The sequence below is a fragment of the Streptomyces winkii genome, from assembly GCF_032248595.1.
Classification (GTDB): Bacteria; Actinomycetota; Actinomycetes; order Streptomycetales; family Streptomycetaceae; genus Streptomyces; species Streptomyces winkii.
The window spans coordinates 249,190-262,060 of the sequence record NZ_JASTTH010000002.1; the positions used below are offsets into that span (position 1 = coordinate 249,190).

11 protein-coding genes are annotated in these 12,871 nt (G+C 69.4%); 8 read left to right on the forward strand and 3 right to left on the reverse strand.

All coding sequences use genetic code 11. The features are described 5' to 3' along the window. Positions 1 to 161: 161 nt before the first annotated feature. Entirely contained in the window at positions 162 to 842 is a 681-nt protein-coding gene (locus QQM67_RS05465) for a TetR/AcrR family transcriptional regulator (protein WP_314172442.1), read from the reverse strand. A 321-nt stretch (positions 843 to 1,163) separates the two neighbouring features. Between QQM67_RS05465 and QQM67_RS05470 the strand changes: the two genes are divergently transcribed. Continuing rightward, positions 1,164 to 2,801: an MFS transporter gene (locus QQM67_RS05470; protein ID WP_314172443.1), complete on the forward strand. Its 1,638-nt coding sequence runs from the start codon at positions 1,164 to 1,166 to the stop codon at positions 2,799 to 2,801. A gap of 258 nt (positions 2,802 to 3,059) precedes the next feature. After that, entirely contained in the window at positions 3,060 to 3,467 is a 408-nt protein-coding gene (locus QQM67_RS05475; protein WP_314172444.1) for a peptidase inhibitor family I36 protein, read from the forward strand. Between the two features lie 272 nt (positions 3,468 to 3,739). Here the strand turns inward: QQM67_RS05475 and aceE are convergent, their stop codons facing one another. Further along, positions 3,740 to 6,487 carry a pyruvate dehydrogenase (acetyl-transferring), homodimeric type gene (gene aceE, locus QQM67_RS05480; protein ID WP_314172445.1) on the reverse strand — a complete coding sequence of 916 codons (2,748 nt, stop codon included), beginning with the start codon at positions 6,485 to 6,487 and terminating at the stop codon, positions 3,740 to 3,742. Positions 6,488 to 6,895: 408 nt separating this feature from the next. Here aceE and QQM67_RS05485 point away from each other — a divergent pair, with 408 nt between their 5' ends. The 6 genes from QQM67_RS05485 to QQM67_RS05510 all read left to right on the forward strand — a co-directional run bounded on the left by QQM67_RS05485 (position 6,896) and on the right by QQM67_RS05510 (position 11,575). Then, the gene (locus QQM67_RS05485) at positions 6,896 to 7,336 is read left to right on the forward strand and encodes a DUF3052 domain-containing protein (RefSeq protein WP_314172446.1); all 441 of its coding nucleotides are present in this window, start codon (positions 6,896 to 6,898) and stop codon (positions 7,334 to 7,336) included. A 298-nt stretch (positions 7,337 to 7,634) separates the two neighbouring features. Further along, entirely contained in the window at positions 7,635 to 8,093 is a 459-nt protein-coding gene (locus QQM67_RS05490; RefSeq protein ID WP_314172447.1) for a peroxiredoxin, read from the forward strand. Positions 8,094 to 8,213: 120 nt separating this feature from the next. Beyond that, positions 8,214 to 8,789 carry a TerD family protein gene (locus QQM67_RS05495; protein ID WP_314172448.1) on the forward strand — a complete coding sequence of 192 codons (576 nt, stop codon included), beginning with the start codon at positions 8,214 to 8,216 and terminating at the stop codon, positions 8,787 to 8,789. Between the two features lie 108 nt (positions 8,790 to 8,897). Next, positions 8,898 to 9,476, forward strand: coding sequence for a TerD family protein (locus tag QQM67_RS05500; protein ID WP_314172449.1), 579 nt, complete (start codon positions 8,898 to 8,900; stop codon positions 9,474 to 9,476). Positions 9,477 to 9,515: 39 nt separating this feature from the next. Next, positions 9,516 to 10,676 carry a DUF475 domain-containing protein gene (locus QQM67_RS05505; RefSeq protein ID WP_314172450.1) on the forward strand — a complete coding sequence of 387 codons (1,161 nt, stop codon included), beginning with the start codon at positions 9,516 to 9,518 and terminating at the stop codon, positions 10,674 to 10,676. 143 nt (positions 10,677 to 10,819) lie between these two features. Next, on the forward strand, positions 10,820 to 11,575 hold the full coding sequence (locus QQM67_RS05510) for a Tellurium resistance (RefSeq protein ID WP_314172451.1): 756 nt from the start codon (positions 10,820 to 10,822) through the stop codon (positions 11,573 to 11,575). A gap of 68 nt (positions 11,576 to 11,643) precedes the next feature. Here QQM67_RS05510 and QQM67_RS05515 read toward each other — a convergent pair whose 3' ends face one another. After that, the gene (locus QQM67_RS05515; RefSeq protein WP_314172452.1) at positions 11,644 to 12,687 is read right to left on the reverse strand and encodes a TerD family protein; all 1,044 of its coding nucleotides are present in this window, start codon (positions 12,685 to 12,687) and stop codon (positions 11,644 to 11,646) included. Between the last annotated feature and the right edge of the window lie 184 nt (positions 12,688 to 12,871).

The following is a 12,871-nucleotide window of genomic DNA, read 5'->3' on the forward strand; positions in this document are numbered from 1 at the left end:
TACGGGCGGTTCTCCGGACGGCGCCCGGCGGAGCGGCGTCTCCGCGAACTGGCGTGCGGGCGGGGCGGGTTGGCAGCCGGACGGGAAGGGTGCGCCGGGGGACGCTTCGGCGGCTGTGCCGTGCCGTGCGGTTCGGCGGTGTTCTGACGGAATGTCGCGTTCTACGACGGGGGAGCGGACGTCGTACGCCGCGGGCGGCGGCCGGCGCTGGGGGCTCGGGGGCCGCCCCAGTCCTCGGAGAGGGCGGGCCCGAGCTGGTCCACGTACGACTCGACGGCCTGCTGTGCCGCGCTCACCGTGAGGTCGTCGCCCGCGCTCCAGGAGCGGAAGGCGGCGTTCATCACGCCCGAGAACGCGGCCACCAGGACGCGTGGCCTGGGGTCGGCTTCGAGGTCCAGGCCCTCGCGTCTCGCGATCTCGGCGGCGAGCCGCTCCTCCATCTCCGCGCCGTGCCGCAGCTGGGCGGCGGCGAGGGCGGGCGTGGTCTCGATGATCTGCCACATCCTCATATAGAGGGTGAGGGGGACGACCTCCTCGATGGCCTCGCCGATGCTCTCCCACGTCTCGTCCAGGGTGCTGCGCAGCACCTGCACCGGTGAGCCTCCGGGCGGGCGGCGGTGGACCGCCTCGACGTACCGCTCCGAGACGAGCCTCTGGAGGGAGAAGGCCACTTCCTCCTTGCTGGAGAAGTAGCGGAAGAAGGTGCGCTGGGAGACGTCGACCGCGGCCACGATCTCGTCGACGGTGGTCTCCTCGTACCCCTGCGCGACGAACAGCTCGTGGGCGGCGCGGACGAGCGAGTCACGGGTGCGCTGCTTCTTGCGCTCACGCAGACCGGTCAACTTCGGCCACCTCCCAGTGGTTGGTGCTGTCACTCTCCACGGCACTGCCCTTGGCGCTCTGGACGGCGCGGCATGGACGGCACGGCGTGAACCGTACGGTCGACAGCACGGATTCGGTGCGGACTTGGGGTGCGGGCTTGGGTGCGGATTTCGGTGGGACTTCGGGGACTTCGGCACCGGTCTCGGTAGCTGCCTGGGTGGAGGCCTCGGTGGGGTGCGAATGCGGAGGCGGGGGTTCCGCCGGGGATGTGAGCAGCGTGACATCTACCGACGAAGGATTCTGTTTGTCAATTGTCAGTCGCTGTCATTAGCCTCGCCGGCATGAGCTCCCAGACCAGCACGGCCGCGGGCCGGCCGCCGGAACGGCCCGGCCCGAGTGAACCAGGCATACCGGGCGCACCGGGTGCTCCCAAGCCCCGCTCGGGTGTTCGCGGCCACCCCTGGCTGACCCTCGTCACCGTCGCGTTCGGCATCACCATGGTCGCCCTCGACGGCACGATCGTCGCCATCGCCAACCCCGCCATCCAGAAGGACCTCGGAGCGTCGCTCGCCGACGTGCAGTGGATCACCAACGGCTATCTGCTCGCGCTCGCCGTCGCCCTGATCACCGCGGGCAAGCTCGGCGACCGGTTCGGCCACCGGCAGACCTTCCTCGTCGGCGTCGTCGGCTTCGCCGCGGCCTCCGGGGCGATCGGGCTCGGCGGCAGCGTGTCCCTCGTCGTCACCTTCCGCGTGCTGCAAGGCCTCTTCGGCGCGCTGCTGATGCCCGCGGCGCTCGGCCTGCTGCGTGCCTCTTTCCCGGCGGAGAAGCTCAACGCCGCCATCGGCGTCTGGGGCGCGGTCATCGGCGCCTCGACGGCGGCGGGCCCCATCGTGGGCGGGCTCCTGGTCGAGCACGTCAACTGGGAGTCGGTCTTCTTCATCAACATCCCGGTCGGCCTCCTCGCGCTGCTTATGGGTCTGGTGATCCTGCGCGACCACCGGGCGGAGAAAGCGCCGCGCTCCTTCGACATCCCGGGCATCGTGCTGCTGTCCGGCGCGATGTTCTGCCTGATCTGGGCACTGATCAAGGCGCCGACGTGGGGCTGGAGCGACCCGGCCACGCTGGCTTTCCTGGGTGGCTCGCTCGCCGCCTTCCTCGTCTTCGGGTTCTGCGAGACGAGGGCGAAGGAACCGCTCGTTCCGCTGAGCATGTTCCGCTCGATTCCGCTCACGGCGGGCACCGTGCTGATGGTCCTGATGGCCTTCGGCTTCATGGGCGGCATCTTCTTCGTCACCTTCTATCTCCAGAACGTGCACGGCATGTCGCCCGTCGACAGCGGGATCCGGCTGCTGCCGCTGACCGCGATGATGATCGTCGCCTCGCCCGTCGCGGGCGCGCTGATCTCCAGGATCGGGCCGCGCGTACCGCTCGTCGCCGCCATGCTGATCGCGGGCGCCGCGATGTTCGGGCTCTCGACGCTGGACGCGGAGAGCGGCGCCGCCGCCACCTCGTTGTGGTTCGCGCTGCTGGGCCTGGGCCTCGCGCCGGTGATGGTGGGCGCCACGGACGTGATCGTCGGCAACGCGCCGCTGGAGCACTCCGGCGTCGCGGGCGGACTCCAGCAGGCGGCGATGCAGGTGGGCGGCAGCCTCGGCACGGCGGTGCTGGGCGTCGTCATGGCCACTCGCGTCGACTCCGTACTGCCGGAGAAGTGGGCGGACGCCAAGCTTCCGCCGCTGCCGCCCGGCCAGGAGGACAAGCTCAAGAGCGCTGCGGAGGTGGGGGTCGCTCCGCCCGCTCCGGGCGGCACTCCGGCGCAGATCGCCGAGGCCATGAAGGACGTCGTGCACGACTCGTTCATCTCGGGCATGGGGCTCGCCTTCATGTGCGCGGGCATCGTGGCGGTGTTCGCGTCGGCGGTCGCCTTCTTCACCAAGCGCGGCACGAACGACGCGGGGCCGTCCGTCCACGTGTGACGGACGGGCCACGGTCGTGAACCGGGGGCGGGCGGCGCGGACCGCTCGCCCCCGCGGTGCGTCGGAGGCCGGTCTCCGTGTGCTGCGGCGCTCCCGTGCCGTGCCGCTTGTGGACAACTCCGCCACCTGTCCTGGTGAATCGGGCGGATCTCTCTTGGCCCCGCGCTGAGCCGCGTAGATGCTGGTCACGTCGCCGGGCGGTCGGAGCCCGGCCGGTACGGGGGAAGTGTGATCAGCATGCGCGGACACGGGCGAGCCATGCCCGGAGTGGGTCGCGGAGCGCGCCCTGGGCGGACGGCGGCGCGGGGCACCGCGGCGGCGCTGGCGCTGGGGGCGGCGGCTGCGGGGACCCTGGCGGTCCCTCCGCCCGCGGCGGCCGGGCCGAGGCTGGGCGACTGCGCGGCGGGCGAGCTCTGCCTGTGGCCGGAGCCCCGCTTCCGCGGCGAGCGGCGTGCGTACGAGCAGGGCAGCGTGACGATCGGAAGCTGCCGGAGGCTTCCCGGGGGCGCGGGCGCCGAGTCGTTCGCCAACCGCACGGGCCGTCCGGTCACGGTCTACGAGAGCGGCGAGTGCGCGGAGACCGCCGAGTTCCACACCCACCCTTCCGGCTCGTGGACTCCCGAAGGCGCGTACAGGGTGCGGGCGTTCAAGGTCTGGGAGCGCTGATGCGGTGCCGTCGTCGACGGTCCGTGGCCGAGTGGGCGGGCCGGCTTGCGGTGAGCTCGGTGTCAGTGCTCTGCGCCCTGCTCCGGCCGGTGCCGATGCCGGAGCGGTCCGCGTTTCGGCCCGGCCTCCGAGCCCGGCCCCGCTTCTGCACCTGGTCCCGTCTCCGCACCTGGTCCCGCCTCCGAAGGGGACGCCGACAGCGCGACGGCGCGGTCCGGCAGTGCCGTACCGCGCCGTCGCGATCGGTGTTCGGGTCCGCAGGCCCGTGGAGGCTACGCGTCGCCGCCCGCGGCGCCCGGGTCCGCGGAGGCCACGTCCAGCAGCTGGTACCGGTCGAGGGCCTGCTTCAGCGCCGAGCGGTCGATCTTCCCCTCCCTCGCCAGCTCGGTGAGCACGGCGAGCACGATCGACTGCGCGTCGATGTGGAAGAAGCGCCTGGCCGCGCCGCGGGTGTCGGCGAAGCCGAAGCCGTCGGCTCCCAGCGACTGGTAGGTGCCGGGCACCCAGCGGGCGATCTGGTCCGGCACGGAGCGCATCCAGTCGGAGACGGCCACCTTCGGCCCGTCGGCGTTCTGGAGCTTCCGCGTCACGTACGGGACGCGCTGGTCCTCCTCGGGGTGGAGCAGGTTGTGCTCCTCGGCGTCCACCGCCTCGCGGCGAAGCTCGTTCCACGAAGTCGCCGACCAGACGTCCGCCTTGACGTTCCACTCGTCGGCCAGGATCTGCTGCGCCTCCAGAGCCCACGGCATGGCGACTCCCGAGGCGAGGATCTGCGCCGGGATGGTCCCCTTCTCGCCCAGGCGGTAGCGGTACAGGCCCCGGACGATGCCCTCGGCGTCCACGTTCTCCGGCTCGGCGGGCTGCCGGATCGGCTCGTTGTAGACGGTCAGGTAGTAGAAGACGTCCTCGCCCTGCGGGTGTTCGGGGGTGGAGCCGTACATCCGCTGGAGACCGTCCTTGACGATGTGCGCGATCTCGTAGCCGAAGGCCGGGTCGTAGGAGACGGCCGCCGGGTTGGTGGACGCGAGCAGCTGCGAGTGGCCGTCCGCGTGCTGCAACCCCTCACCGGTCAGGGTCGTGCGTCCGGCGGTCGCGCCCAGTACGAAGCCGCGCGACATCTGGTCGGCCATCTGCCAGAACTGGTCGCCGGTCCGCTGGAAGCCGAACATCGAGTAGAAGACGTAGATCGGGATCAGCGGCTCGCCGTGCGTCGCGTAGGCCGAGCCGGCGGCGGTCGCGGCGGCGGTGCAGCCCGCCTCCGTGATGCCGTCGTGCAGCATCTGGCCGCTCGGCGACTCCTTGTAGGCGAGCAGGAGTTCGCGGTCGACGGACTCGTACGTCTGCCCCAGCGGGTTGTAGATCTTGGCCGAGGGGAAGAAGGAGTCCATTCCGAAGGTGCGGTACTCGTCAGGCGCGATCGGTACGAAGCGCTTCCCGATCTCCTTGTCCCGCATCAGATCCTTCAGCAGCCGCACGAAGGCCATCGTCGTGGCGATCTGCTGCTGGCCGGAGCCCTTCTTGACCGCCGCGTACGCCTTGTCGCCCGGGAGCTTCAGCGGCTTGGAGCGGTTCAGGCGCGTGGGCACGTAGCCGCCCAGCTCCTTGCGCTTGTCGTGCATGTACTGGATCTCTTCCGAGTCCCGGCCCGGGTGGTAGTAGGGCGGGGCGCCGGACTCCAGCTCCTTGTCCGGGATCGGCAGCCGGAGCCGGTCGCGGAAGCCCTTGAGATCGTCGACCGTCAGCTTCTTCATCTGGTGCGTGGCGTTGCGGCCTTCGAAGTTCGGCCCCAGCGTCCAGCCCTTGATGGTCTGCGCGAGGATCACGGTGGGCTGGCCCTGGTGCTCCTTGGCCGCCTTGTACGCCGCGTACACCTTGCGGTGGTCGTGGCCGCCGCGCCCAAGGTGCAGCAGCTGGTCGTCGGTCATGTTCTCGGCCATCGCCCGCAGCCGCTGGTCCCCGCCGAAGAAGTGATCGCGAATGTAGGCGCCGCTCTCGGTGGCGTACGTCTGGAACTGGCCGTCGGGCGTGGTGTTGAGCTTGTTGACCAGCACGCCGTCGCGGTCCTGGGCGAGCAGCGGATCCCACGAGCGGTCCCAGACCAGCTTGATCACGTTCCAGCCGGCACCGCGGAAGTACGACTCCAGCTCCTGGATGATCTTTCCGTTGCCGCGCACCGGGCCGTCGAGCCGCTGGAGGTTGCAGTTGATGACGAAGGTGAGGTTGTCCAGACCCTCGCGGGCCGCCAGCGACAGCTGGCCCAGCGACTCCGGCTCGTCCATCTCGCCGTCGCCGAGGAAGGCCCACACGTGCGACTTGGAGGTGTCGGCGATGCCGCGGGCCTCCATGTAGCGGTTGATCCTGGCCTGATAGATCGCACCGATCGGCCCGAGCCCCATCGAGACCGTGGGGAACTCCCAGAAGTCCGGCATGGACCGCGGGTGCGGATAGCTGGAGAGCCCGTTGGGCGCCTTGCTCTTCTCCTGCCGGAAGCCGTCCAGCTGCGCCTCCGAGAGGCGGTCGAGCAGGAACGCACGCGCATAGATGCCGGGAGAGGCGTGGCCCTGGAAGAAGACCTGGTCGCCGCCGTCGCCCTCGTCCTTGCCGCGGAAGAAGTGGTTGAAGCCGACGTCATACAGGGAGGCCGACGAGGCGAAGGTGGCGATGTGGCCGCCCACCCCGATCCCGGGGCGCTGCGCACGGGAGACCATCACCGCCGCGTTCCAGCGGGTCGCGTTGAGGACCTTGCGCTCGATCTCCTCGTTGCCGGGGAAGAACGGCTCGTCCCGCGTGGCGATCGTGTTGACGTAGTCCGTGCTGCGCATCTCCGGTACGGCGACGCGCTTTTCGCGCGCCCGCTCGATGAGCCTGAGCATGAGATAGCGGGCACGTCCCCGGCCGCGCTCGTCGACGGCAGCGTCGAGCGAGTCGAGCCATTCCTGGGTCTCCTCGGGATCAAAGTCCGGGACCTGGCTGGGAAGGCCGCCAATGATGATCGGGTTGCGATCGGATCCGGAAGCCACGCTGTTCCTTCGCTGTTCGTGATCGGTCTGCATGGTGTCGCGCCGCCTCCATCGTGTACCGCCGCTGCGTCCACGTCACCTCTACTGCGGGGTAACCCGGTTCCGTCTCACAACGCCTCGAAATGCAGGGTCATATGGGGAGGCCGAATTGCCACCCTACGCCCGCCGGGAGGGCGCTGCGCCGCCGCCGGGGCAGTCGGTACGGAAGGGATGGAACCGGCGTATATCCACCCGGCGCATGTGGCGTGAATCACTGCTCATCGGGCATTGTGGGACGACACGTCAACGTTTGGGCGGGATGGATGGTGGGGTACTTGCGCGATCCGCCCTGCCCGTGTGGACTACGGCCATTGCCTCGCGTGCGCGCGGGGCACAAGGCAGATTCCAGCAAGAGACAGGAGGCAATCCGTGAGCGCGACCGCGGACCACGCGGAGGAGCGGACCAACCCCGCCGCAAGGCTGGGTTTCCAGCCCGGACAGGTGGTCCAGGAGCTCGGTTACGACGACGACGTCGAGCAGGCACTCCGTGAGGGAATCGAGGCCATCACGGGTACGGAGCTCGTCGACGAGGACCATGACGACGTGGCCGACGCCGTGATGCTGTGGTTCCGCGAGGAGGACGGCGACCTGACGGACGCGCTGGTGGACGCCACCACGATGATCGATGCGGGTTCTCCTGTCTGGCTGCTGACGCCCAAGACGGGCCGCGAAGGCTACGTCGAGCCGAGCGAGATCGGCGAGGCGGCACAGACCGCCGGACTCTCGCAGACCAGCACTGTCAACGCGGGCAAGGACTGGAGTGGCAGCCGCCTCGTCACGCCCAAAACCGCTCGTACCGGCAAGCGGTAGCTCGCGGCCTCCCGGCGCCCCCATGCGTGAGCCCTCCGCACGGCGGCCCGCGGCAAGCCTCCCCGAGGCGGAGCCCGAGCGGCCCGAGGGGAAGCGGGAACAGCACGAGACCAGATTCCGGGCCTCCGGCAGCCAGACTGCCGGGGGCCCGGCTTCGTCGTACGGGCGGGAGTGAAAGACTGCCGCGACGTCCGTACGGCGGTGCTCGCCCCCTGTCCGGCCGCCTCACGCCGGGCGGGAGCCGGCAGGCACTCGCCGTCTTCCAAAGATCGTCTCCACAGAAGGGGCTCTTCCTCCCATGGCAATCGAGGTCGGCACCAAGGCACCGGACATCACGCTGAAGAGCCAGCACGGCGAAGCGGTCTCGCTCGCCGACTTCCGCGGCAAGAAGAACGTCGTTCTGCTCTTCTACCCCTTCGCCTTCACGGGGGTCTGCACGGGCGAGCTGTGCGCGCTGCGCGACCAGCTCCCGTCCTTCGTCAACGACGACGTGCAGCTGCTCGCCGTCTCCAACGACTCGCCCTTCGCGCTCCGGGTCTTCGCCGACCAGGAGGGCCTGGAGTACCCGCTCCTCTCGGACTTCTGGCCGCACGGCGCGGCCTCCCGCGCCTTCGGCGTCTTCGACGAGGAGAAGGGCTGCGCCGTGCGCGGGACCTTCATCATCGACACCGAGGGCGTGGTGCGCTGGAGCGTCGTCAACGCCATCCCGGAGGCCCGCGACCTCAACGAGTACGTGAAGGCGCTCGAAGCCCTCTGACCGAAGCGCTGTGTGCGGGGGAACCGCTCACTAGGATCGATTCGTTGATCCGGCAGCAACAGGAAACACGCATTTGGGGCACGTACACGGTGCTCCTTCGAACAGAAACCTGGAGGACTCGTGGGAGTCAGCCTCAGCAAGGGCGGCAACGTCTCGCTGACCAAGGAGGCCCCGAACCTGACGGCGGTCATCGTCGGACTGGGCTGGGACGCCCGTACGACCACCGGCTCGGACTTCGACCTCGACGCCAGCGCCCTGCTTGCGAACGCCGAGGGCAAGGTCAGCAAGGACCAGAACTTCGTATTCTTCAACAACCTCAAGAGCCCCGACGGCTCGGTCGAGCACACCGGCGACAACCTCACCGGTGAGGGCGAGGGCGACGATGAGGTCATCAAGGTCAATCTGGCGGGAGTGCCCGCCGACGTGGAGAAGATCGTCTTCCCGGTCTCCATCTACGAGGCCGAGAGCCGCCAGCAGAGCTTCGGCCAGGTGCGCAACGCGTTCATCCGCGTCGTCAACCAGGCCGACAACAACGAACTGGCGCGCTACGACCTCAGTGAGGACGCCTCGACGGAGACGGCCATGGTCTTCGGCGAGCTCTACCGGCACGGCGCGGAGTGGAAGTTCCGTGCCATCGGCCAGGGTTACGCGTCGGGACTGCGCGGCATCGCGCAGGACTTCGGGGTCAACGTCTGACAGATCCCGGCAGCCACCGGCGCCGCAGACTTCCGTGATCTGGAGGTGTGCGGCGCCTGGTGATGTCGGGACACTGGGGTGCATCAACACCGGGGAGAGGATCAGAACATGGGCGTGACGCTCGCCAAGGGGGGAAATGTCTCCCTCTCGAAGGCCGCACCGAATCTGACCCAAGTCAGGGTCGGGCTGGGCTGGAAGGCCCGTTCCACCACCGGCGCCGCCTTCGACCTGGACGCCAGCGCGCTGCTGTGCGCGAACGGCCGGGTTCTCGGCGACGAGTACTTCGTCTTCTACAACAACCTCAAGAGTCCCGACGGCTCCGTCGAGCACACCGGCGACGAACTGGTCGGCGGCACGGGAAGCGAGGACGACGAGACGGTCCTGGTGGACCTGACCCTCGTCCCGGCACACGTCGACAAGATCGTCTTCCCGGTGTCGATCTACGACGCCGAGCCCCGGCAGCAGACGTTCGGGCAGGTCACCGACGCCTACATACGCGTCGTCAACCAGGCGGACGACCAGGAGCTGGCGCGCTACGACCTCACCGAGGACGCCTCCTCGGAGACCGCGATGATCTTCGGTGAACTGTACCGGCGCGAAGGCGAATGGAAGTTCCGGGCCGTTGGACAGGGGTACGCCTCGGGTCTGCGAGGCATCGCTCTAGACTTCGGAGTCAATGTTTCGTAAGCCAAGGTCATTTGTTCGTAAAGCGGATTGGGTAGCCCAGTGCTCTTGAAAACCTTCGGCTGGTCCCTCGGCGTCACGGCCGCGGGGTTCGCCCTCGCCGCGTTGCTCTGGGGGTGGCAGGGGCTCGCCGTCGTGGCGATCCTGTCCATCCTGGAGATCTCGCTGTCCTTCGACAACGCGGTCGTCAACGCCGGTGTGCTGAAGAAGCTGAACACCTTCTGGCAGCGCATCTTCCTGACCATCGGCATTCTCATCGCGGTGTTCGGGATGAGGCTGGTCTTCCCGGTCGTGATCGTGGCCATCAGCGCCAAGATCGGCCCCATCGAGGCCGTCGATCTGGCGCTGGCGGACCCCGACAGGTATCAGCAGCTCGTCACCGACGCGCACCCCGCCATCGCCGCCTTCGGCGGGATGTTCCTGCTGATGATCTTCCTCGACTTCATCTTCGAGGAGCGCGAGTACAAGTGGCTCGCCTGGCTGGAGCGGCCCCTGGCCAAGCTCGGCAAGGTGGACATGCTCTCCGTCTGCATCGCCCTGATCGTCCTGCTGGTCTCGGCGATGACCTTCGCCGTCGCGGCACACCAGCACGGCGGGGCACACGCCGACAAGTCCGCCACGGTGCTGCTGTCCGGAGTGGCCGGGCTCATCACGTACCTGATAGTGGGCGGTCTCTCCAGCCACTTCGAGAACAGGCTGGAAGAGGAGGAGGAACGCGAGCAGGAGGCCGAGGAGGAGGCGAAGAAGGAGGGCCGGCAGCCGTCGGCGCTCGGCCTCGCGGGCAAGGCCGCCTTCTTCATGTTCCTCTACCTCGAAGTGCTCGACGCGTCCTTCTCGTTCGACGGCGTCATCGGTGCGTTCGCCATCACCAACCACATCTTCTGGATGGCGCTCGGCCTCGGCATCGGCGCGATGTACGTCAGGTCCCTCACGGTCTATCTCGTCCGGCAGGGCACCCTCGACGACTACGTCTACCTGGAGCACGGGGCGCACTACGCGATCGGTGCGCTGGCGGTGATCCTCCTCGTCACCATCAAGTACCAGATCAACGAGGTGGTCACGGGCCTTCTCGGCGTCGCGCTGATCGCCGCGTCCTTCTGGTCCTCGGTCCGGCGCAACCGCGCAGTGGAGGCGGCCCAGGGCAGCGGGGGCGGCGACGAGGGCGAGAGGGCCTTAGACGAGGAGGTCGGCTCGAAGGCGTGAGACCCGTGTGAATCCGGAAGGCGCGGCGGCTCGCGCCTTCCGGGTGTCACGGCGGCCTGTTTGCGGAACGCTCTTGACGGGGCGGTTCCGAGTCCCGACTCGGAGCCGCCCCGCGGCAGTTGGAGTTCTAGTGGGGGTGCGGGATGGTCTCCCTTTGGGAGAACTGGCGGAACAGCGCCAGGATGCGGCGCGGTCCGAAGTTCGACACGGTGGGCGGGCCTTCGACCTATGCCGTCGAGCTGACCAAGCGTCACTCTGCTGTGTCGCTCACGGAGCAGGGCGCGGACAACGGAAGTCTGCGGGTCAACCTCTCCTGGCGCATGCGCTCTTCGGACTTCGACGGGAGAACGGGGAGCCGCGGCTCGCTCCGGCATCCTCTCCAGGCACTGAAGCCGCAGGTCGTGCAGGCGCACACGCAGGGCATCGTCGACGTGGACCTGGACCTTGCCTGCATGTACGAACTGGCCGACGGGACCAAGGGCGTTGTGCAGCCGCTGGGTAACTTTCTCGGCGACTGGAGCTCACCGCCGTATGTGAAGCTCACGGGCGACGACCGGTTCGGTTCACCGTCCGGCGAGACGATCTACGTGAACCTCGACCACAAGGACGACATCAGGCGGCTGCTGTTCTTCGTCTACATCTACGACGGCACCCCGGCGTTCGACCGTACGCACGCGATTCTCACGCTCTTTCCGAGCAACGGCCCCCGCGTCGAAGTCGCCCTCGACCAGCGGGCTCCGCAGGCGCGCTCGTGCGCGGTGCTCCTTCTCCAGCACGAGAAGGAGCAGTTGATGGTCCGGCGCCAGGTGCGCTATGTGTACGGCTTCCAGTCCGAGCTGGACCGGCTCTACGGCTGGGGCCTCCAGTGGGGCCGCGGCTACAAGGCGGGCAAGGCCTGACGGACGGCACGACACCGCAGACCTGACCGGCAGCGAGCCGGCGCGGCCCGGCGAGCCGCGCCGGCCGGTCAGCCGTGCTGGAACTGCGGCCCCTGCGGCGGCAGCGCGAAGTCCGGGTCGGGCTGCGGATAGCCGTATGCGGGCTGCGGATATCCGTACGCGGGCCGGGTGGCCGGCGGCTGCTGGGGAGGCTGCGGAGCCTGGGGGTAGCCGTAACCGGGCGCCGTGCCCGGTGCCGCGGGGCCCGGCCCGGCCGCCGCGATGGGCGAGGGCGCGGGAGCCGCGAGGGGGAAGTCGTCGGGCTCCGAGGAGCGGTGCGGGCTCGCGACTGCCGGTACGGTCGCGTCGTCCGGCGAGGGAGCGGGCGGCTGGGGCGGCACCGACGGGGCGGGCGGCACCGGGGACGCGGGCGGGGCGGACTGCTGCGTCGGCGCCGAGTGCGCCGAGTGCGCCGGCTGTGCTGTCCGGGCCGTGGGCGCCGGTTCCGCCTGCTGATCCGCCGGTGCCTGCGGTGCTTGCGGTGCCTGCTGTCCCGGTGCGGCGGCGCCCGCGCCGCTCCCCGCTCCCGCGCCCTCCTCGACGGTGATCCCGTACTCGGTGGCCAGGCCGACAAGCCCCGTGTCGTACCCCTGCCCCAGCGCGCGGAACTTCCAGCCGGTGCCGCGCCGGTACAGCTCGCCGCAGATCATCGCCGTCTCGGCGCCCGTCTCCGGCTCGATGTCGAAGCGCACCAGGGGCTCCGCGGACGGTTCCCCGGCCGGGTAGAGCAGAAGCCGCAGCTGCTGGACGTCGGAGAAGGTGCCGCCGTCCGCGGAGGCGGCGAGCAGCACCCGGTCCACATGCCCTCCGAGCCCGTCCAGGTCGGCCTCGACCGCCTCGCGCATCCCGTCCTGGTCCTGCGTCTGGGCCGTGTGGCGCACCGCGCCGGACGGATGCCGCGGCTGGTTGTAGAAGACGAAGTCCTCGTCGGAACCGACGCGTCCGGTGTCGTCGAGCAGCAGCGCCGAGGCGTCGACGTCGGGCACACCCTGCCCGGGGATCCAGCACAGGACGGCGCGCACCGCCACAGTCTCCAGCCGAACGTTCGAGCCCTTCACCATGGCGTGCGTCATGGGCTCATCCTGCCTTCCGCGCGTGCGTCGGGACAACGCGGGGAGCGGGCGGTGTACGGGGTGGTAACACATTTTTCATCCCCGATTGGAACCAATGGACCCCTCCCGTACGTACGATGAGCGGCTGCTTCTTGCCACCGGACCGTACGGCGGAGGGGCGGCACCCGACTGACAGCGGTCGCGT